Origin of the sequence: Chryseobacterium sp. PvR013 (assembly GCF_017833095.1) — a bacterium.
GTDB classification, from domain to species: Bacteria; Bacteroidota; Bacteroidia; order Flavobacteriales; family Weeksellaceae; genus Chryseobacterium; species Chryseobacterium culicis_A.
Genome location: NZ_JAFIBT010000001.1, coordinates 2,714,052 through 2,734,394 on the forward strand (window position 1 = coordinate 2,714,052; position 20,343 = coordinate 2,734,394).

The 20,343-nt window shown below is 36.1% G+C and carries 19 protein-coding genes; 15 read left to right on the forward strand and 4 right to left on the reverse strand.

What is annotated here, in order from left to right:
• Positions 1–107: 107 nt before the first annotated feature.
• The gene (locus tag JOE44_RS12235; protein ID WP_105684498.1) at positions 108–767 is read right to left on the reverse strand and encodes a YceI family protein; all 660 of its coding nucleotides are present in this window, start codon (positions 765–767) and stop codon (positions 108–110) included.
• 75 nt (positions 768–842) lie between these two features.
• Here JOE44_RS12235 and JOE44_RS12240 point away from each other — a divergent pair, with 75 nt between their 5' ends.
• Positions 843–1,778 (forward strand): ABC transporter ATP-binding protein, encoded by a 936-nt coding sequence (locus tag JOE44_RS12240; protein ID WP_209785803.1) that lies wholly within the window; start codon positions 843–845, stop codon positions 1,776–1,778.
• A gap of 306 nt (positions 1,779–2,084) precedes the next feature.
• On the opposite strand, the gene JOE44_RS12245 is transcribed toward JOE44_RS12240, so the two are convergent.
• Positions 2,085–2,429, reverse strand: a complete 345-nt coding sequence (locus JOE44_RS12245) for a zinc ribbon domain-containing protein YjdM (protein ID WP_209785804.1) — start codon at positions 2,427–2,429, stop codon at positions 2,085–2,087.
• Positions 2,430–2,888: 459 nt separating this feature from the next.
• On the opposite strand from JOE44_RS12245, the gene JOE44_RS12250 reads away from it, so the two are divergent.
• A complete protein-coding gene (locus JOE44_RS12250) occupies positions 2,889–4,094 on the forward strand; it encodes an RsmB/NOP family class I SAM-dependent RNA methyltransferase (protein WP_209785805.1) in 1,206 nt (401 codons plus the stop codon).
• A gap of 27 nt (positions 4,095–4,121) precedes the next feature.
• Here JOE44_RS12250 and JOE44_RS12255 read toward each other — a convergent pair whose 3' ends face one another.
• On the reverse strand, positions 4,122–5,072 hold the full coding sequence (locus JOE44_RS12255; RefSeq protein ID WP_209785806.1) for a hypothetical protein: 951 nt from the start codon (positions 5,070–5,072) through the stop codon (positions 4,122–4,124).
• A 187-nt stretch (positions 5,073–5,259) separates the two neighbouring features.
• On the opposite strand from JOE44_RS12255, the gene JOE44_RS12260 reads away from it, so the two are divergent.
• From JOE44_RS12260 to JOE44_RS12320, 13 genes are all read left to right on the forward strand, one after another.
• Positions 5,260–6,927: a GLPGLI family protein gene (locus tag JOE44_RS12260; protein WP_209785807.1), complete on the forward strand. Its 1,668-nt coding sequence runs from the start codon at positions 5,260–5,262 to the stop codon at positions 6,925–6,927.
• A gap of 320 nt (positions 6,928–7,247) precedes the next feature.
• Entirely contained in the window at positions 7,248–8,915 is a 1,668-nt protein-coding gene (gene asnB, locus JOE44_RS12265) for an asparagine synthase B (protein WP_209785808.1), read from the forward strand.
• 408 nt (positions 8,916–9,323) lie between these two features.
• Entirely contained in the window at positions 9,324–10,166 is an 843-nt protein-coding gene (locus JOE44_RS12270; protein ID WP_245169771.1) for a hypothetical protein, read from the forward strand.
• A gap of 139 nt (positions 10,167–10,305) precedes the next feature.
• Positions 10,306–11,709 (forward strand): MFS transporter, encoded by a 1,404-nt coding sequence (locus JOE44_RS12275; RefSeq protein ID WP_209785809.1) that lies wholly within the window; start codon positions 10,306–10,308, stop codon positions 11,707–11,709.
• A 131-nt stretch (positions 11,710–11,840) separates the two neighbouring features.
• Positions 11,841–12,716, forward strand: coding sequence for a pirin family protein (locus JOE44_RS12280; protein WP_209785810.1), 876 nt, complete (start codon positions 11,841–11,843; stop codon positions 12,714–12,716).
• 147 nt (positions 12,717–12,863) lie between these two features.
• Positions 12,864–13,175, forward strand: a complete 312-nt coding sequence (locus tag JOE44_RS12285) for a GNAT family N-acetyltransferase (RefSeq protein ID WP_209785811.1) — start codon at positions 12,864–12,866, stop codon at positions 13,173–13,175.
• Positions 13,176–13,234: 59 nt separating this feature from the next.
• Entirely contained in the window at positions 13,235–14,134 is a 900-nt protein-coding gene (locus tag JOE44_RS12290; protein WP_209785812.1) for a pirin family protein, read from the forward strand.
• Between the two features lie 21 nt (positions 14,135–14,155).
• Positions 14,156–14,686, forward strand: coding sequence for an NAD(P)H-dependent oxidoreductase (locus JOE44_RS12295; RefSeq protein WP_209785813.1), 531 nt, complete (start codon positions 14,156–14,158; stop codon positions 14,684–14,686).
• Complete coding sequence (locus JOE44_RS12300) at positions 14,687–15,265, forward strand: TMEM175 family protein (RefSeq protein WP_209785814.1); 579 nt, start codon at positions 14,687–14,689, stop codon at positions 15,263–15,265.
• 1 nt (position 15,266) lies between these two features.
• The gene (locus tag JOE44_RS12305; RefSeq protein ID WP_209785815.1) at positions 15,267–15,485 is read left to right on the forward strand and encodes a (4Fe-4S)-binding protein; all 219 of its coding nucleotides are present in this window, start codon (positions 15,267–15,269) and stop codon (positions 15,483–15,485) included.
• Positions 15,485–15,880, forward strand: a complete 396-nt coding sequence (locus JOE44_RS12310; RefSeq protein ID WP_209785816.1) for an OsmC family protein — start codon at positions 15,485–15,487, stop codon at positions 15,878–15,880. Before JOE44_RS12305 ends, JOE44_RS12310 begins: the two co-directional genes overlap by 1 nt.
• Before the next feature lies 1 nt (position 15,881).
• Entirely contained in the window at positions 15,882–16,169 is a 288-nt protein-coding gene (locus tag JOE44_RS12315; RefSeq protein WP_209785817.1) for a GNAT family N-acetyltransferase, read from the forward strand.
• Between the two features lie 171 nt (positions 16,170–16,340).
• On the forward strand, positions 16,341–17,900 hold the full coding sequence (locus tag JOE44_RS12320; protein ID WP_209785818.1) for a sodium:solute symporter: 1,560 nt from the start codon (positions 16,341–16,343) through the stop codon (positions 17,898–17,900).
• A 66-nt stretch (positions 17,901–17,966) separates the two neighbouring features.
• On the opposite strand, the gene JOE44_RS12325 is transcribed toward JOE44_RS12320, so the two are convergent.
• The gene (locus JOE44_RS12325; RefSeq protein ID WP_209785819.1) at positions 17,967–20,201 is read right to left on the reverse strand and encodes a reprolysin-like metallopeptidase; all 2,235 of its coding nucleotides are present in this window, start codon (positions 20,199–20,201) and stop codon (positions 17,967–17,969) included.
• Positions 20,202–20,343: the final 142 nt, after the last annotated feature.

Below are 20,343 nucleotides of genomic sequence, written 5' to 3' on the forward strand. Positions count from 1 at the left end.
TTTTGCAAAAATACGACTTTTAAGTTGAATATTAAGTCCGTCATAAAAAAATCTGCCTCTTTTTCGGGAGGCAGACTTCAATCACTTATTTCACTTAAATAAAAAAATTATTTCTTTTCTAAAGCTTTAACGCTGATCTGAAGAGTTACCTCGTCTTTAATCACGCCGTTTTCAGCAGGAGCCTGGAACTTTACGCCAAACTCTTCTCTCTTGATATCTTTCGGTTCAGTAGCTACACTTACTTCTCCATCTTTTACAGAAACATTAGCTTTAAACTGAACAGGTTTTGTAATTCCTTTAATCGTTAAATTACCATCCAAAAGAGTATTATAATCACCTTCTGTAGCCGGAGTAACCTTTGTGATCTCATAAGAAGCTGTTGGGAATTTTTCAACTTCAAAGAAATCACCGCTCTTCAGGTGGCCATTTAATTTTCCTAAATCTTCCGGGCTGTCTTTTAAATCCACAGAAGTTAAAGAGTTCATATCAGCAACGAATTTTCCGCTTTCCAGTTTTCCGTCTTTCACCGTCACATCTCCACTTTCAAACCTGATGGTTCCAAAATGGCTCGTATTTTCAGATTTAAATACTTTATATCCCTTCCATTCAACCTTACTGTTTAGCGTATCCAAAGTGAACTGGCTACCTTCTTTAGTAGTCGTCACCTCATTACTCTCACTGGTAAGCGGTTTATCTTTTTTACAAGAAACCATTACAGCAGCAACAAATAATGCAGGGATAGCTATCGAAAACAGTTTTTTTCTCATTTTTGATTTATTTTTATTAGTTCCGCTAATATAATAAAAAAAATTGTGTTTTCATAAAAACCTTACATTTGTAATATGCTATTAGAAATAAACAATTTATTTTTCTCTCACAACAAAGAAAATCCCCTGTTTCAGAACCTTAACCTAAGGTTTGAAGAAAACAGAATTATAGCTCTTGCCGGAGAAAGTGGATGTGGAAAATCTACTCTTCTCAACCTGATTTATGGTCTTCTGGATTGGGAAAGCGGAGAAATTATTTTTAACGGTACAAAGCTTTCAGGCCCTAAAGGAAATCTTGTTCCCGGAGAGCCCGAAATGAAATTCGTAGCCCAGAATTTTGATCTTATGCCTTACGCTACAGTTGCTGAAAACGTAGGAAAATTCATTTCAAATATCAATTTAAAACAAAAAAAAGAAACGGTAACAGAACTTCTTGAGGTGGTAGGCCTTCAGGAATTTGCCCATGTACTTCCTAAATATTTAAGTGGCGGACAGCAGCAGCGGGTAGCTATTGCCAGAGCCCTTTCTGTACTTCCAAAGCTCCTGATTTTAGATGAACCATTCAGTAATCTGGATTTTCCGAGAAAAATTGAGCTCAGAGAAAGACTTTTCAGATATGTGAAGCAGCATGGAGTTTCTTTAATTATCTCCACGCATGAACTTCAGGATATCATGCCATGGCTGGATCAGATTGTCATTTTGCAGGATGGAAGACTCATTCAGAATGACAGTCCGGAGGAGACCTACAGAAATCCTTATAATTCTTATGTGGCAAAATTATTTGGAGAAGTGAATATTTTCAGTGAAAATGAAGCTGAAGATTTCCAGCTTTCCAAATTTTCCTACTATCCCAAAGAAATAAAAATCACCGAAATGGGTCTTGAAGCCGAAGTTCTGGAAAGCAGATTTGCAGGAAATTATTATTGGAATAAATTGAGCGTAAAAGGAAAGGAAGTTTTTATGTATACTGATGAGAAAATATCAGGATTTGTAAATATTTCGTTTACCTAAAAACTAAAGTGCAAAAGGTAAAACAGCAAGGTAAATCATCATCAAATCCGCCATTACACCTTTTCGTTATTCTACACATAACGTATACATTCACTTACACTTATCAACAAAAAAAATACAAACATAAGAATCTGTTATAAAACTTTTTCTTACATTTGTATTTCCAAAGTATAAGGAAATTTTTGGTTATTTCTCTTTCTGCCTTCCAGACGGACATTAGCAATCTTGCAATTAAGTCTTATGAAAGATTACACTGTCCAATTTTTTCCTTTTCTTATTTTTAGGCCATAAAAAAGCACAGTTTTTTTACGCTTTCTTTACAAACTCTGACTTAAGAGCCATTGCCCCGAAACCGTCAATTTTACAGTCAATATTGTGATCACTTCCTGGTCTAAGACGGATATTCTTCACTTTAGTTCCAGCCTTTACCGGTTTTGGCGCTCCTTTTACAGGAAGATCTTTTACCACCACTACAGAATCCCCATCCTGAAGTTCATTTCCATTCGAATCCAATATCTTTCCTTCGTTTGCTGCTTCAGAAGCTGCCTCTGCAGGATCCCACTCGTAGAAACACTGGGAACATACCATCAAATTATCGCTTGGGTAGGTAAACTCAGAACTGCATTTTGGACAAAGTATCGTATCACTCATATTTTTATTTTTTTGCAAAGGTAGAGCTTTTTAGAGGTTGAAGTCAAGAGATAAAGTTCAGTATAGTAGATAATAAGCATACGTTAACATTGCACAACATAGTGAATTAATATAAATTAAATAAACTTGCCGCAAAGAAAATAAAGGATAATAATGAACAGTGTATGTTTTGTCAGCAAAAATTTTTCATTAAGCAAAAACACAGGTTTATTCGTTTTAAAGTGAAAGGTTACTATCAACAAATAAAAAAATATAAATATTCTGAAAATCTTTACAAATTCAACATTAAAATTGAGTTCTATCCCTAAAAAAATCAATAAACAGATTGACCTGGGATCAATAATATCAGATCACATTACTCTTTACTCAAAAACTGCTCCAATTCCCAAACTAACAAGTCAATCTTCAACTCTCAATTAAAAGTCGTATTTTTGCAGATTCAAACAGCGAAGCAAATTTATGGAACTTATTCACAGAAACTTGGCAATCGGGATTCACGATGCCTTACACGAAACATTTTTTGAGAAAAACAAATATGCCGATAAAGTTATTGAAAGACTTTTGAAGGCAAACAGAAAATGGGGAAGCCAGGACAGAGCCGTTGTTTCTGAAATTTTTTACAATATTATCCGTTGGAAAAAACGCCTTGAATACTATATGGGTGAAGGGGTAAAACCCAACAATATTTACAAATTGATTATTGCGTATTTACTTTGGAGTAAAACCAATTATAAAAAATTTGAAGAATTTGACGGAATCAAAATTGCCGACATTCTTACCAAACTTAAAAAGAATACTGTTCCTACAAAAGCAATAGAACATTCTATTCCTGATTGGCTGGCTGAAACTCTTGAAAAAGAGCTGGGTGCCAAATGGGAAAGAGAAATGCTTGCTTTAAATGAGCAGGCTCCAACAGTTTTAAGAGCCAATTCTTTAAGAACAACCACCAAAGAACTTATTTCTGATCTTTCGGATGAAGGGGTTGTTTCTTTTCCTATTAAAAATTATCCTGATGCTGTTCAGTTGGAAGAAAAGAAAAATGTTTTCCTGACGACAGCTTTTAAAGAAGGATTATTTGAAGTTCAGGATGCCTCTTCTCAGAAGATTGGATATTTCCTTGATGTTAAAGAAGGACAAAGGGTTGTAGATGCATGTGCGGGTGCGGGAGGAAAAACTCTTCACTTAGCAGCCATCATGAAAAACAAAGGTCAGATTATAGCACTGGATATCTTTGAATGGAAATTAGCTGAATTGAAGCGCCGTGCAAAGAGAGCCGGAGCTCACAATATTGAAACCCGTATGATTTCTGACAACAAGGTGATCAAACGTCTTCATGAAAAAGCAGACAGACTTTTGATTGATGCTCCATGTTCAGGTCTTGGAGTTTTAAAAAGAAACCCGGACAGTAAATGGAAAATCGATCAGGACTTTATTGACAGAATTAAAAAGGAGCAGCAACAAATCCTTCAGGACTATTCTAAAATGCTTAAAAAAGGAGGAAAAATGGTATATGCTACATGTTCTATTCTTCCTTCTGAAAACAACCTTCAGGTAGATGAATTCATCAAAAACAATCCTGGATTCAAAATGATTAAAGATGAAAAAGTAATGCCTAGTGAAGGTTATGACGGATTCTATATGGCTTTGATTGAGAGAATTTCTTAATCCAAACCCAATTAACAATACATACAACTACTCTATTCTTTGGAGTAGTTTTTTTTTGAAATTATAAACATAGAAATAAGTATTCGTATCAAATAGAACTATTTTATCACCAAAATTATCTCTTGAAAGTTGAAACGGATACCACGAACTTTTTTCTACTTCTATTTTATCTGGTGTATTGTTATTATCACCGTCAAAATATGTAAATGTATTGGGAGTAAGAAAAATCACGAAGAAATCTGAATAAGCAGAATCTACATAATATTTGAAATCCTCAATCTCATAATTATACATTACAAAATCTGAATAAGTCTCACCTGTAGGATATTTACGGTTAATTCCAAACATGAATTTCCCGTTTTTCCATGAAATTTTAGTTCTTAAAAATCCATTGTCCAATAATTCAATATTGTTATTAATAACTTCATCGACTAATTTGGATTGCATTTTACATATTTTTCGAATAAAATCTTCAGAATTTGCTAATATCATCAACTTTTCTTCTCCATAAAAGTAGCTTTTCGTAATAAGTTTCTTATTAATTTTCTTGCGATTCAGAATAGAATATTCCACAAGTTTTAAAACATCAACAACATTTACATTTTCACTCAGCACTCTAATTGCCAGACCACTGTTATTAGTTTTCAGTAAAACTCCTTGATCCAAAACAGCAAGCTTATAGTGAGAATTATTATTTTCCAGAATAAAAAAACTTTGAGTAGGATTATGAGCATAATAAGTTGTTCTTTCAATCATAATCGTATCAGAACATCTTAATTTTTCAGCAATGATTCTGGATAGCCTACCAATAACCTGTATTTTTAGCTCTTCAGATTCAATTGTTTTCTGATTAAAATTAAACCCTGACTTAAAATAAGTCTTTATATTTCCGAAGTTTTCTATCCTTACTTTAGGTTTATGTGCTTCTACAGAATTTGACAACAATAGAAATATAAAAAGGAGAAAAAAGTTTTTCAATGGTATTATTTTTTGATTGAACGTAAGATATACCAATTTATTTCAAGCTGAGTATTGTTTAAACCCTTTTCAAAAAAATGTAACAATTTTTGTAACATTTCACCCCAATTGTCTACTAATTGTATAGATTAAAACTGTTTGATGCTGTAGAAAGTTTAAAATAACTTTGCAGTAAACTCGCTTATTTATGCATAAAAAAACTGCGCTCAATTTTCTGGCTGTTTTCTTATATTGTCTGTTTTCTGCACAGACATACGAAATTCAGTACACAAGTTCATACAACGGAAAAACAACAGGTGATCAACCCTCAACAATAGTTTGGGTCAATGAAAAAGAAAATTTCATTCTCAACAGTGCGATTAAAGAACAAAAGAGCAGCTATCCCTATGAGATCACTAAGGTAGAAAAACCATCAAACACCATTTTTTCTTATGCTTTTCTAAAACCCGGATCTATTATCTCGACATCAGATGCTGAATCAGTAGGAAAACAGGATTTTGAACTCACCAGTGAAACCAAAAAAATCCTGGGCTATACCTGTAAGAAAGCAGTTACAAAGGTCAATTCAAACACGATTGAAGTCTGGTACACTCATGATCTGAAACTGAAAGGCGGACCTTCTGTTTTGGGGCAAAATTTGGGATTGGTTCTGGAAGTGGAGAGAAATAAAAACTCTTTAATTACCGCAGGCTCCATCAAAAAAATCAAGAATAACGGCATTGAAAATATTTTAAAAGGAAACATACAGGCAACAGATCAGTTAGGATATAAAGACCTGCTTTGGAAAAGCAGATTTACCATACTGACTGTTTTTGAAAATGAAACCATCAACTTCTCTGATGCTTCAAAATCAGATGAACAGATAAAAAGATATGCCAATGGAACGATCATTCTGAAAAAAATAAAATTTCCAGCCATTACAGAAGGAGAAAATATTTTTGTAGAACTGAAACAGCAATCCAATGGAGATGCCTATGACAGAACCGGAACCGTATTCTTCATTCCGCAGGATAAAGAAAAGTCTTTTTTTGATGGATTGGAAAAAGGAGCAAAAACGCTTCCTGTCTACGAAAACGGAAACGGAAAACAATATTACGGAGTAACTTCCACTGATACCTATAGCCCTGCTATGGAAATGATGCGATTCTTTACTGCATTTGGTATTCAGAAGTTCAATCATATTCAGCTGAAAGGAAAAACCTGGCAAACCATCAGTCCTTACCGACAGGACATTACAGAATTGAAACCTTCTTTATCAGGAAAAGAACTTTGGGTTGGAACATTTATTGGCAACTATGATAAAGGCGGCCATAAAGTAAGCCTTGATATCACCATTCATAAAAGTGATCAGACCGTTCATAAAAACAATATAGCTATTCCTTTGTTCAATACTTTAAATATTATGGAAATGGCCGGACAGGACTACTCCACGATGTTCAATCAGGAGAAAGGACTTATGGTTAGTTTCACTTTAAATAAAGATCTGAAAAACGCACAGCTAAGATATACCACAACAGGACATGGCGGTTGGGAAAACGGAGATGAATTTGTTCCTAAAGCCAATTCTATTGTTGTGGATGGAAATCCGGTGTTTTCATTTGTACCCTGGAGAACAGACTGTGGTTCTTACCGCCTATACAACCCTGCTTCAGGAAATTTTCAGGACGGGCTTTCATCATCAGACCTCAGCAGATCAAACTGGTGTCCGGGAACGGTAACCAATCCTAACTTTATCCCTCTTGGAGATCTGAAGGCAGGAAAGCATACCATACAGATAAAAATTCCGCAAGGCCCTACAGAAGGAACAAGTTTCAGTTCATGGAATGTTTCGGGAGCATTACTTGGAGTTCAATAAAAACAAAACCTTCTTGCATGAGAATTGCAAGAAGGTAAAAACACAAATGATGAAAAAAAATTATTTCGAGCCACAAAGTAAGGGGTAAAATTCATATAATTAATTACCATAGATTAATAAATATGTCATTTTTATTTCGTATGTAAATTTCATCAATTCCGGCTCAACGAAAAAAATTAATCAAAAACATGTCAATTTCAACAAATAGTTAAAATTTTTAACTTCAAAATACAAATTGATTAAAAATTTTCGCTTTTAAATATTTTTCATTGTTATTTATAAACATCCCTTCTACTTTTGTTCCATAAATAATAAAAATCATGTGTGGAATTGTATGTTTATTCGACGCCAAGCAAAAAACTGAAGTATTAAGACCTCAGGTATTGGAAATGTCAAAAAAAATCCGTCACAGAGGACCGGATTGGAGTGGAGTTTTTCAGGATGAGAAAGTAATTTTTTCTCACGAAAGACTTGCCATCGTAGATCCTACCTCTGGAAAACAACCTCTATTTACAAAAGACGGAAAAGTAGTATTAGCGGTAAACGGTGAAATCTATAACCATAGAGAACTAAAAGAAGAATTTCCGGATTATGAGTTTCAGACTCAGTCTGACTGTGAAGTCATCCTTGCACTTTACAGAAAATACGGAAAGGATTTCGTTGAAAAACTGAATGGAATTTTTGCATTCGCATTATACGACACTGAAAACGACATTTATCTTATCGCCCGCGATCATATGGGAATCTGCCCACTTTACCAGGGTTGGGATAAAAACGGAAACTACTATGTTGCTTCTGAACTGAAAGCTCTGGAAGGCATCTGTAAAAAAATAGAAACCTTCCTGCCGGGGCATTTCCTTTACAGCCCAGACGGAACCGAGCTTCAGCAATGGTATACAAGAGAATGGGACAGCTTTGATCACGTAAAAGAAAACGAAACTGATATCTCAAAACTGAGAAAAGGTCTTGAAGATGCCGTACACAGACAATTGATGAGTGATGTTCCGTATGGAGTGCTCCTTTCCGGAGGTTTAGATTCATCAGTAATTTCAGCGATCACTGCAAAGTTTGCCCGTCAGAGAATTGAAAGCGGTGACACCCAGGAAGCATGGTATCCAAGACTGCATAGTTTTGCCGTAGGACTTGTGGGTTCTCCTGATCTTGCAGCCGCTCAAAAAGCTGCGGAACACATCGGATCTGTTCATCATGAAGTTAACTTTACCGTTCAGGAAGGTCTGGATGCAGTACGTGACGTGATTTACCATCTGGAAACCTATGATGTAACGACTATCAGAGCATCCACTCCAATGTATCTTCTGGCACGAGTGATTAAGTCTATGGGAATTAAAATGGTACTTTCCGGAGAAGGGTCTGATGAATTGTTCGGTGGCTATTTATACTTCCACAAAGCTCCCAATGCAAAAGAATTCCACGATGAGACGGTAAGAAAACTGGGTAAACTCCATCTTTATGACTGCTTAAGAGCCAACAAAGCGTTGATGAGCTGGGGTATCGAAGGCAGAGTACCTTTCCTTGATAAAGAATTTATGGATATTGCCATGACTCTTAATCCGCAAGATAAAATGATCAATACTGCTGAAGGGAAAATTGAAAAGTGGGTTTTAAGAAAAGCTTTTGAAGATCTTCTTCCGGATTCTATTGTATGGAGACAGAAAGAACAGTTCTCGGATGGTGTAGGATATTCATGGATTGACACCTTAAAAGAGGTTGCTGAAAAAGAAGTAACAGATGAGATGATGGCAAACGCCAGATTCAGATTCCCGCTAAATACGCCTCAGAACAAAGAAGAATACCGATACAGAACTATTTTTGAAGAGCATTTCCCAAGCGAAACAGCAGCTGCTACCGTTCCATCTGTACCGTCTGTAGCCTGCTCCACTCCTATTGCCTTAGAATGGGATGAAGCCTTCAAAAAAATGAATGATCCAAGCGGAAGAGCAGTGAAAGTGCATGAAACTTCGTACTAGAGGGGAATACTGATGAATGGTCAATTGTCAATCCGCTGCGCTTGTGAATTTTTTACATTATTAGGGATATTTTAACGCGGAGTACACTAAGATATTTCTAATATTTAAAAATGATCGCAAGGGCGTTTCACTCAGCAATAGACAAGTCGATTTCCTAGCTGAACGAAGTGCCTTTGCGAACAAAATATATAAGATCAAATATAAACCTTGCGTTCATTGCGTTTGTTTTTCAATTATTTACCATAATAATTCGCTATTGACATTTATACTTTTCTCATTCAAACATCTAACTCCCTCAGTTATAATTTATCAATCCTGTAGCAATACAGGATTTTTTCTTGAATTAACAATAACAATATGGCATAATTTAACTCACAATCCAAAATAATATCTAATAAATAATTATATTTGGAAAACGAAAATATCAATTATAAAAAAATGAGAAGAAACCTTACTGTTTTATTTGTCTTATTATCCATAAGTTTTGCTTTTGGACAAGGAAAATACGGCAAATATCTGAATTCAAAGAAGCTTGCTTTGACTTATAAGAGTGTGAAAGATCAGGATAAAGATGACTACTACCAACAATACTATTGGCTTGTAAAAGCAGAGCAGCTGAAAACTTATCCTCACCTAAAGGATATCAAACCTATCGTTTTATATGAATTTGTAAAGTACGTAAACCCTCAGAATCCGACAAAAAAACTGGATGCCAGAGGTAAGGAGCTTAGAGCAACTGCAGAATTATCTTTGAATCAGTATTTTAAAAACAAGAATTTTGAAAACAATTCTGTTTTAATGTACAACCTTGAAACCTATGTAGATCCTTCTAAAGGATTATATTACACAAAGGTAGATCCTGAAAAGATTAAAGAACTGGTACCGAAAGAATTGTTTGCTTTCAACTCATTCAACAGAAATATGGGAGAGGAAAAAACATATTATCTTTGGGTAGATAAGAAAAAAGATGATCTGAACATTGTAGACATCATCCCTAATGAAAAAGAAGACAAAGCTTTCTATGCAAGACTAAAACAATATCTTCCAAGTTATAAGTTTTCGAAATATGTTCCTTCTGTAAAAAAAGGAAACAAATCTGATAAAACAGACATCGAATATTATTACATCATGCCATTTGAGCAGAATACCGATAACATCGAATACAAAACAAAAGATTTCAAAACTTTCATTTTAAGCCAGTACAGAAAAGCTGGTGATGAATGGAAAGGAGTAGAAAAACCTAGAAAATAAATCAAAAAGTCCTGTGAAATCTCACAGGACTTTTTTAATTTTATATGGATTTCTTTATCTAAAGATTGATCCCGCTTAAAGCAGGCAGGTTCTTCAAATAAAAATAAGTCTGGAAGTTCTTCTATCCAGCCTATACCCAATGACAGAAGCAAACATACAACAGACATCCATAAAAAAAATACTACCACTTATTCTGGCTACTGCTATTTTCATGCAGATGCTGGATTCTACCATTCTGAATACTTCCCTGCCCTCTATTGCAAAAGATCTGAAAGAGTCTCCGCTTAATATGCAGAACGCCATCATCAGTTATGTTTTGACATTAGCCGTTTTTATGCCCGCCAGCGGATTTCTGGCAGACCGGTTCGGGACAAAAAAAATATTTATTTTTTCATTGGTACTGTTCAGCTTAGGTTCACTGTTTTGTTCCCTGTCTCAAAATCTTACTCATCTTGTTATTTCAAGAGTTATTCAGGGTGTTGGAGGAAGTTTGATGACTCCAGTCGGAAAATTGGCACTCATTAAAACCTTTGATAAGAATGAACTGCTTAAAGCCATGAACTTTGCCATTATTCCAGCGCTTATCGGGCCTGTACTGGGACCATTAGTCGGAGGCTATATGGTAGATTATCTTTCATGGCACTGGATATTTCTGATCAATATTCCGATCGGTGTTCTGGGAATACTTTTAGGATTAAAATTCATGCCCAATTATAAATCCGATGATGTTGATTTTGATTTAAAAGGTTTCTTAATCTTTGCAGCCGCCTCTCTCCTGCTTTCTGTTTCATTGGAACTTTTTGGAGATATGCAGAATATTACTCCTGTTTTGCTTGTATTTATCATGGGTTTCCTGTTTTTATACTATTATTACAAACATGCAAAAAGAGGAGGAAATCCTATCTTCCCGTTAAATCTGTTTCAGGTAAGAACTTTCCGTGTAGGTATTGTAGGTAATCTGGCTACAAGACTAGGAATCAGTTCTGTTCCGTTATTGCTGCCGCTGATGATTCAGATTGCCTACAAACAGTCTGCTGTAACTTCGGGCTGGATTATTGCTCCTATGGCACTCACAGCAATCTTCGGGAAATCATCCGTCATTAAAATTCTGGATAAATATGGCTATCGGCAGACTTTAATGGTTAATACATTCATTATCGGAACCTTGATATGCCTGCTTGCCATTCCTGATATACACACTTCCCTGTATTGGTTCATTCCGATTATTGCAGTACTAGGTTTTTTCAACTCGATACAGTTCACCTCCATGAACACCATTTCTATTGCTGATCTCCGGAACTTCCAGACCAGCAGCGGAAATTCTTTAATCTCCGTGAATCAACAGCTAGCCATCGGTTTTGGTATTGCATTTGGACTGATTGTTTTAAAGCTGTTTGAAAATACGGATCTTATTAATGGTGAAATCCACAATGCCTTTCGATTGACATTTCTCACAGTTGGAATATTAACTATTTTATCAGGATTTGTTTTCAGAAGACTGCATATCTCAGATGGTAAAAACATGAAATCGAAGGAAGAATAGTTAAGGACAAAAGCAAAACTGCTATTTTATCCGTTTAATTTTCCATCCATCATCCTTGCTACGAACTTAACACAGATCAATGCTTATCGTATATAAGTATGGTAATTTTGTTTACACAAATCAACAATGTGATGGCAACTAAAAAAATAGAAATCGTAGTATCTCCAAGACCTGCACACTTTGTAGGCGATGGATTCAGAGTTCACAATTTTATTCCGGGAGTACCTGGATTGGATATGAAAAGAATGGATCCGTTCATTATGCTGGATTACAATTCGAAATTTCATTTCAATGGATCAGAAAGACCAAGAGGTGTGGGCGTTCATCCACACAGAGGTTTCGAAACAGTAACCATAGCCTATAGCGGAAAAGTAGAGCATCATGACAGTGCCGGCGGTGGTGGCGTGATTGGAGAAGGTGACGTTCAGTGGATGACTGCTGCCAAAGGTGTTCTTCATAAAGAATATCATGAAACAGAGTGGGCAAAAGAAGGAGGAATTTTTCAGATGGTTCAGCTTTGGGTAAATCTTCCGGCAAAAGATAAAATGAGCTGCCCGAAATATCAGGCTATTGAAAACTCTACAATGGAAAGAGTGGATATAGGTGAAAATGGTTATGTAGAAGTAATTGCCGGAGAGTATAACGGTCATAAAGGACCTGCCAGTACTTTCACTCCGGTTCATATGATGAATGCAAAACTTAAAGCAGGAGGAACAGCGGAATTTAATTTCCCTGCCCATTTTAATACTGCTGCTTTGGTGATTGAAGGAAGCATTACCATTAATGGGGAAGAAACCGTTAAAGCAGATCATTTTGCATTATTTAAAAACGAAGGTGAAACATTCACTATCGAAGCAAAAGAAGATGCTGTTGTTTTAATCATCAGCGGTGAGCCTATCAATGAGCCAATTTACCCTCATGGTCCTTTTGTGATGAATTCCAGAGAAGAAATCATGCAGGCTTTTGAGGATTTTAATACCGGAAAATTCGGATATCTGGAAGACTAGAAGATTTAAATTTATCTTAACCTTCAATTATTCCTTTTTTTATTAACTTTATATAATGGCAAACCTTATAGGTTGTAGAAATCTGTAAGGTTTAGCTTTTCATTCTGTTTTACTGTAGAAAACAGAATCCTTTTAACACAAAATATTATGAAACCAGAATTCGAAAATATACCTCTTGTAAAAGCGGAAAAAAGATTTGAAATAGAAGTCAACGGACATTACGCACTCATTGATTACCGTGAGACAACGCATCAGATTGCTTTGGTACATACTGAAGCAGAGCCTGAACTGGCGGGAACAGGTGCCGCGGCTGCCGTAGTAGAGAAAACATTGAACTACATTGAAGAAAGCGGAAAAAGGCTTCTTCCATTCTGTCCGTATGTTTTTGCTTTTATCAAGAAGCATCCGGAATGGAAACGTATCGTGGATGAGAAATTTGAAGGATATGACAAACTTTAAATTTCAGCAGAACCACTCAATTTATTTTAAATAACTTTTAAACAGCATCACACACTATCATGTCAAATATCGGACTTATTATTGAAGAAAAAGCAGCAGATATCGGAAATTTCCTGGTAGGAAGACTCCTTCCTTTCCGTGAAAAAAGAGCAGTTGGCCCTTTCGTTTTTATTGATCACATGGGACCTTCAGAATTAAAAGATTATCAGAATCTTGATGTTCCGCCGCATCCGCATATCGGTTTATCTACATTAACTTATCTTTTGGAAGGTTCTATTTTCCATAGAGACAGTAGCGGAAGTGCTATAGAAATAAAACCGGGTGCCGTGAATTGGATGACTGCGGGAAAAGGAGTTGTACACTCAGAAAGAACCCCAGAATATTTAAGACACAGTGATAAGAGACTTCACGGATTCCAGATCTGGGTAGGACTTCCAAAACATCTTGAGCAGTCGGAGCCTACTTTTCATCATATTGAAGCTGATGATATTCCGGTTTGGGAAGAAGATGGCATTCAGTATAAATTAATTGCCGGTGAAGCATTTGGAAGAACTTCCCCGGTTCCGGTACACAGCAAATTATTTTTTCTTGAAATCAAAACAAAAGAGGCTAAGAAAATAAGTATCGGAAAAGATCTTTATGGAGAAGCTGCCATGTATGTTCTGGATGGAACCGTGAGCACAGAAGGAAATTCTTATGGTTCAAAACAGCTGATGATCGCTAAAGATACAAAGCTTTGCGAATTTGATATGAGCGAAAACGGAACAGTTTATCTTTTTGGTGGCGAGCCCTTCGATGAAGAGCGTTTTATATTCTGGAATTTCGTTAACTCTGATAAAGAATTACTTGATCAGGCCAAAGTAAACTGGAATGATCAGAATCACGAGGCCTTCCCTTTGGTTCCGGGTGATGACAAAGAATATGTTCCGCTTCCTAAGGCGATTTTAAACAGAAAATAATTTCAGTTCAGATTATCTATCATGAAAATATTAGCTTTTGCCGGAAGTACATCTTCCACTTCAATCAACAGAGAACTTGTAAAGTTTGTTCTGAAAGATTTTCAGGATGAGGAAATCAATCTGATTGACCTCAACGATTTCACCATGCCTGTTTTCTCTGTAGATCTTGAAAAGAAAGGGTTTCCGGATGAAGCCCACAAGTTTTTAAAAGTCATTGAAGAATGTGATGTCATCATCTGCTCTCTTGCAGAACACAACCGTTCTTACAGCTCGGCTTTTAAAAATGTTTTTGACTGGTCTTCAAGGATTAATGTAAAAGTATTTCAGAATAAACCCATGCTTCTGATGAGTACTTCTCCGGGAGGTTATGGCGGAGGAAATGTAATGAATACCGCGAAAACATTTTTCCCACAGTTTGCAGCAGACATTAAGGATACTTTTTCATTACCTAAATTTTATGAAAACTTTGATATGGAAAGCGGAGTCATCAATCCGGATATGCTGAATGATCTGAAAGGGAAGATACAAAACTTTAAAAATCAGGTAAAGTAAATGAATAAGGGAAGACTGGAGGCATTCAGTGACGGTGTTCTTGCTATTATCATCACCATTATGGTACTTGAGCTGAAAGTACCGGAGGGAAATAGCTGGAGCAGTCTCAAACCTCTTCTTCCTAAATTTTTAGCCTATATTTTCAGTTTTATCTATGTAGGAATCTACTGGAACAATCATCATCATTTGTTTCAGACCGTAAAGAAAGTAAATGGCAGCATTCTTTGGGCCAATCTTCACCTTTTGTTCTGGCTTTCTCTGATGCCTGTTGCAACAGAATGGATCGGGACTACAAGTTTTGCCAAAAACCCTGTTGCAGTCTATGGAATTGGCCTCATTATGTCAGCCATTGCTTACACCATTCTGGAGCATGTTATTATCCGGTGTGAAGGCGAAGAATCAAAGCTGAAAGAAGCCATTCATTCAAAATATAAAGAATATATCTCTATTGTATTTTATGTCCTGGGAATCGCTACTTCATTTTTTTATCCTTATATTGCCATAGGTTTTTATTATATCGTGGCTCTTATATGGCTGATTCCGGACAGAAGAATCGAAAAAACATTAAAAGAAAATTGATATGGAAACACACGAATATCCTAACGGAAACATTACTGTCATCTGGCAGCCTCAAAAATGTATCCACTCTGCCATATGTGTAAAAACACTTCCAAAAGTCTATAATCCTAAAGAAAGACCTTGGATAAAAGCAGAAAACGCAAGTCCTGAAGAACTTAAAAATCAGATAGATCTATGCCCATCAGGTGCATTAAGTTATAAATTCAATACAGAAAAATAATGGCGGTAACGGTAAAAGCAAGTTTAGGAAAAACAAAATATTATACAGAAGTCACTGCCGGTGAAAATAAGATCATTACGGATGAACCGATTGATAAAGGCGGACAGAACAAAGGTCTTAATCCCATGGAAATTCTGGCAACATCACTGGCAAGCTGTACAGCAGCTACATTGAGAATGTATATTGAAAGAAAAGAATGGGAGGTAGAAAACATCAATGTAGAAGTAGAGCTTGAAAATTTCCCCTTAACAAAAAGAGCAGTTTTCAAAAGAGACATCAGCTTTGAAGGTATTCTGGATGATGAGCAGCGAAAAAGACTGCACACCATCGCAGATGCATGCCCTGTTCATAAAATATTAACCAACGATATAGAAATACTAACTAAATTCTCATAACATGATCGAAGTAAAACAAAACAACGACGAAAAACACGGAAGTTTTGAAGCTTTCATAGATGGAAGTCGCGCAGGAATGATGACGTATACCTGGGCCGGAGAAGAAAGATTTATTATAGACCACACCGAGGTGGAAGAAGCTTACAACGGAAAAGGAGTAGGCAAGGAAATGCTTCTGGCTGCAGTGGATTTTGCCAGAAAAAACGAGAAGAAGATCATTCCTCTCTGTCCTTTCGCTAAGGCAAGTTTCCAGAAAAGTGAGGAACTTCAGGATGTTTTAGTAAATTAGTCACTGTTTCCACCCTTACAATACAACCCTTTCAGAGAGATTTCTGGAAGGGTTTTTATTTTGATTTAAAAATATTCAATAACCGGAATTTGCTTTGAAAATAACAGTATTTCAAATTCATGATTCCCGACTGATCTTTTTTATATATTTGCTAAAATTTAAAAATCAAGAATGAATCCAGGAACTATCCTTTTGTTATTTGTTTTCGTCTATTTTATCGGCCTTTTGGTAATTTCTTATTTTACCAGCCGGAATTCTGATAACCAGTCATTTTTTATTGGTAACAAAAAGAGTAAATGGTGGCTCGTAGCATTCGGCATGATAGGAACCAGCTTAAGCGGGGTTACTTTTATTTCAGTTCCGGGAACTGTGGGGAAGATGACCGGTTCCGAATATATTTACGGAGGCTTTGAATACTATATGATGGTGATCGGGTTTTTCATCGGATATTTTATCGTTGCCGCAATACTGCTTCCTCTTTATTATAAGATGAATCTGACTTCAATCTATACCTACCTGGGAAAAAGATTCAATGTGGAAGCCCATAAAATTGGTTCTATATTTTTTATTATTTCAAGGGCAATTGGTGCTACGGCAAGGTTATATCTGGTAGTAAACGTTTTACAGATATTCTTACTTGAAGGATTAGGAGTTCCGTTCTGGGTAACTTCACTTGTTCTTTTGCTGATGGTACTTCTATATACTTTTGAAGGCGGAGTAAAAACGATTGTCATTACCGATACCCTGCAGACTTCTTTTATGATTATCAGTCTTGTGGCCTGCATTGTTTTTATTTTATCCAACCTGAATTTATCATTTGGTGAAGCCTATACCATTCTGGAACAGAAAAACTATACTCACTTCATTAATTTTGATCCCAATTCCAAAACCTTTTTCCTGAAAACCATTCTGGGAGGAATCTTTATTACGATTGCCATGACTGGGCTGGATCAGGAAATGATGCAGAAAAATATCTCTGTAGATAATCTTAAAAATTCAAAGAAAAATATGCTGACCTTTGCAGGAACACTTCTTATTGTGAACCTTGCATTCTTGTTCCTGGGTGGATTATTATACCTTTTTGCATTGCAGCACGGTGCTGAATATGGAACGATAAAAGCTGAAACAGTAACGAATATTTTCGGATTCAAAGATGCAGCAGGAAATATTAAAAATGTAATGGGAGACGACCTTTTCCCGGCTTTATCACTTCAGGGATATTTCCCGATGGCTATTTCCGTTATTTTCATCATTGGATTAATTTCAGCATTATTCCCGTCTGCGGATGGAGCCTTAACTGCTGTAACGAGTTCGTATTGTGTAGATTTACTCAACCTTAATGAAGATAAAACCAAAACTGAAAAAGAAAAGAAACGTCTTCGTATGAAAGTACATTTGATTTTCACGGTAGTTTTCTTTATCCTGATTATGGTCTTCAAAGCGTTGAATGACAAATCTATCGTTTATCTGATCATGGAAATTGCAGGATATACTTACGGACCACTTTTAGGTCTTTTCGCCTTTGGAATTTTCACGAAGTTTCAGATTTCCAGAAAATATTCAATTCTTACCGTTACTCTTTTAGCACCTGTACTTACCTATTTCATCAATCTGGCTGTTACCACTTATACAGATTATAAAATCGGTGTAGAGCTGATTGTTCTGAACGGATTACTCACCTTCATTGGTTTGTGGCTGGTAAAAAACAAACAACATTTAAGGGTTGTTTAATCTCATAAAAAATGCTGTCCTCAAGATGAAGACAGCCTTTTTATTTTAATCAATGGAGGGAAGTAATTATTCTTTAACCCACTTGATGGTTTTCTCTGTATTCTTAAATTTAACTTTAATCAGATAATCTCCTGTAACCAGGTGAGACAAGTCAAAAGTACCTGTTTTATCATGATTCAGTTTGTTGTTAGTTTGTGTGAATACTAATTTTCCGCTTACGTCATATACGGTCATATCATATACTTCGTTTGAGTTGGTAAATTTAATATTCAGAAGTCCTTTGCTTGGATTAGGATATACTACGAATACATCTTTGTTTGCAGCCGTTTCACTCACACCCAATGTCTGGGTAATGGTAAAGTTGATAGGATTAATATTGTAAAAAACATTAGTCTCTGCTGCAACCATAATTCTAGCCTGTGTAGTACTTACGTTAGGAAGGGTAATGGTTTCAGAACCGTCGTTCGGAGTAGACCCCAGGATCAGTATAGGGTAAGTAAGGCCTCCATCTGTTGATAGGTAAATATTTACAGTAGCTGCATTCACAGGGGAAGCTGTTGTATTGGCCACATTCCAGGTTATTGTTTGATTAGAATTAGCTACCCAGGTTACCGCTGTTGTAGGTGCAGTTACATTAAAAGGTCCGGAATTTCCATCAACAGTAATGATAGCATCATCGTTGGCTACTCCTGCGCAACCTGCATTATTATCTCTTACAGTCAGCCTGAACTCCATCGTTCTTGCATAAGCCGGCCTAACTTCTCCTTTGGAAACCGTACCATTGATTACATCTGTAAGTTTCGGAAAATATCTGTAAGGAACAGCTACAGGCATAAATGATCTGAATATAGCCGCATTTCCTGTAGGTACATTCCAGTCACCCGCTGGCCCTGCATCATTCTGTTCCCAGCAATAAGTAAGTGGATTATTTTCAGTATCAGTTGCAGAACCTGTTAACTTAAATGGTGTTCCCTTTGGGATTGTATAGTCATTTCCTGCATTTACAGTAGGTGCTGTATTAGCCACTGCTGTTGTTACCTGACATGGGAGAGATTCAACTTCTGAAGTAATTGTTTGAAATGAATTCGTATGAAAAATAGGAATACTGTGAGCGTCTAAATTATTGATACTTTCACAAATACCAGCGTAAGCCATGATGGTAATTCCACTTCCCGGTTCTACAGCATCATCTGCGCTTCGGTTTCCTCCACAGCTTCCGGTAGTTGCATTAAAGGTATGTTGAGCACTAAACTGGTGTCCCATTTCATGAGCTACATAATCAATATCGTAAGGATCTCCTACAGGATTAGAAGAACCGGTAATTCCTTTTCCTTTGTATGAAGAATCACATATACCTGAATCAGCTAATCCACCACCTCCGGTACTAAAGGTATGTCCTATGTCATAATTAGCTGTTCCAATTATTGAGTCAATGACCGTTTGACTTTCATTAATTAATACACTTCCATCATCATTTCCTGTGAAAGGGTCATTAGTATCACTCACAAATATAATATTGTTTTCAGTAGGAATGAGGATCAATCTTACAGCAACCTCTTGTTCATATACTCCATTTACCCTATTTACAGTAGTTACAATAGCAGACAAAGTTTGGGCTACGGTAGGTGAAGCTGATCCTGATCCTGTTGCTGCCGATGCATACTGATGTGTGCATGCAACCGCTAACCGAAAAATACTAATTTGACTTCCTATGCTTGGAGCTACGGTTTTTTGAGCATTTTTTTTTCCTGATTTAAAATTCTCATCTTTTGATCCACAGCCTCTTTGCTTTTTATCAATTAAATCATCTTTTTTGTAAATGATATAATTATTGATATCCTGTTTTGCATAAGGATCAATATAAGTATCTCCCGATACTATTGATTTTATTTGAGCGTGGAATCCTAACTCTGTAAAATCGAGTTTTATGGTAGCATATTGATCATCTACACCCTGCCCTGTCAAAGTAATAATTTGGGGAAACTTACCGGCTAACTCCGGAGCCATTACTGAGGATTTCCAGATTCTGAATTTAGCTTTCGTTCCATCAGACATTGGTAAAACAATAATTGGGGCATTATCTTTACGTTCATTATCTCTCAGCTCCGGAACTGAGGCAAAATAGTTCTTCAAACCACTCACATCCAACTTATAAGTAAGAGATTTTTCAGGCTGTACTGTTCTGCTTTTAGATTCAGCTTTAATTGTTCGTTCACTGATTTCAGTAAAGAAATCCTGAGCTTTTCCTAGAGAAATTGATAAAATGAATATCCCTAAATAAAATAGTTGTTTAATTTTCATACAATGATGTTTTTTAAGAGTTTCAAATATAAAAATAAAAACCACAACACAATGAAAAACAGTATTTTACATCAAACAACCATCATAACCAACATAAAATAAATCAAATATTTACATTCGAAAAATAATCATCTATTAATCC

Excerpts from the sequence above, each read along its gene's own strand:
- JOE44_RS12305 (WP_209785815.1), top strand. The coding sequence starts at position 15,267 with ATGGAAACACACGAATATCCTAACGGAAACATTACTGTCATCTGGCAG.
- JOE44_RS12280 (WP_209785810.1), top strand. The coding sequence starts at position 11,841 with ATGGCAACTAAAAAAATAGAAATCGTAGTATCTCCAAGACCTGCACAC.
- JOE44_RS12310 (WP_209785816.1), top strand. The coding sequence starts at position 15,485 with ATGGCGGTAACGGTAAAAGCAAGTTTAGGAAAAACAAAATATTATACA.
- JOE44_RS12250 (WP_209785805.1), top strand. The coding sequence starts at position 2,889 with ATGGAACTTATTCACAGAAACTTGGCAATCGGGATTCACGATGCCTTA.
- JOE44_RS12315 (WP_209785817.1), top strand. The coding sequence starts at position 15,882 with ATGATCGAAGTAAAACAAAACAACGACGAAAAACACGGAAGTTTTGAA.
- JOE44_RS12290 (WP_209785812.1), top strand. The coding sequence starts at position 13,235 with ATGTCAAATATCGGACTTATTATTGAAGAAAAAGCAGCAGATATCGGA.
- JOE44_RS12285 (WP_209785811.1), top strand. The coding sequence starts at position 12,864 with ATGAAACCAGAATTCGAAAATATACCTCTTGTAAAAGCGGAAAAAAGA.
- JOE44_RS12275 (WP_209785809.1), top strand. The coding sequence starts at position 10,306 with ATGACAGAAGCAAACATACAACAGACATCCATAAAAAAAATACTACCA.
- asnB (WP_209785808.1), top strand. The coding sequence starts at position 7,248 with ATGTGTGGAATTGTATGTTTATTCGACGCCAAGCAAAAAACTGAAGTA.
- JOE44_RS12240 (WP_209785803.1), top strand. The coding sequence starts at position 843 with ATGCTATTAGAAATAAACAATTTATTTTTCTCTCACAACAAAGAAAAT.
- JOE44_RS12300 (WP_209785814.1), top strand. The coding sequence starts at position 14,687 with ATGAATAAGGGAAGACTGGAGGCATTCAGTGACGGTGTTCTTGCTATT.
- JOE44_RS12295 (WP_209785813.1), top strand. The coding sequence starts at position 14,156 with ATGAAAATATTAGCTTTTGCCGGAAGTACATCTTCCACTTCAATCAAC.
- JOE44_RS12320 (WP_209785818.1), top strand. The coding sequence starts at position 16,341 with ATGAATCCAGGAACTATCCTTTTGTTATTTGTTTTCGTCTATTTTATC.
- JOE44_RS12235 (WP_105684498.1), bottom strand. The coding sequence starts at position 767 with ATGAGAAAAAAACTGTTTTCGATAGCTATCCCTGCATTATTTGTTGCT.
- JOE44_RS12260 (WP_209785807.1), top strand. The coding sequence starts at position 5,260 with ATGCATAAAAAAACTGCGCTCAATTTTCTGGCTGTTTTCTTATATTGT.
- JOE44_RS12245 (WP_209785804.1), bottom strand. The coding sequence starts at position 2,429 with ATGAGTGATACGATACTTTGTCCAAAATGCAGTTCTGAGTTTACCTAC.
- JOE44_RS12325 (WP_209785819.1), bottom strand. The coding sequence starts at position 20,201 with ATGAAAATTAAACAACTATTTTATTTAGGGATATTCATTTTATCAATT.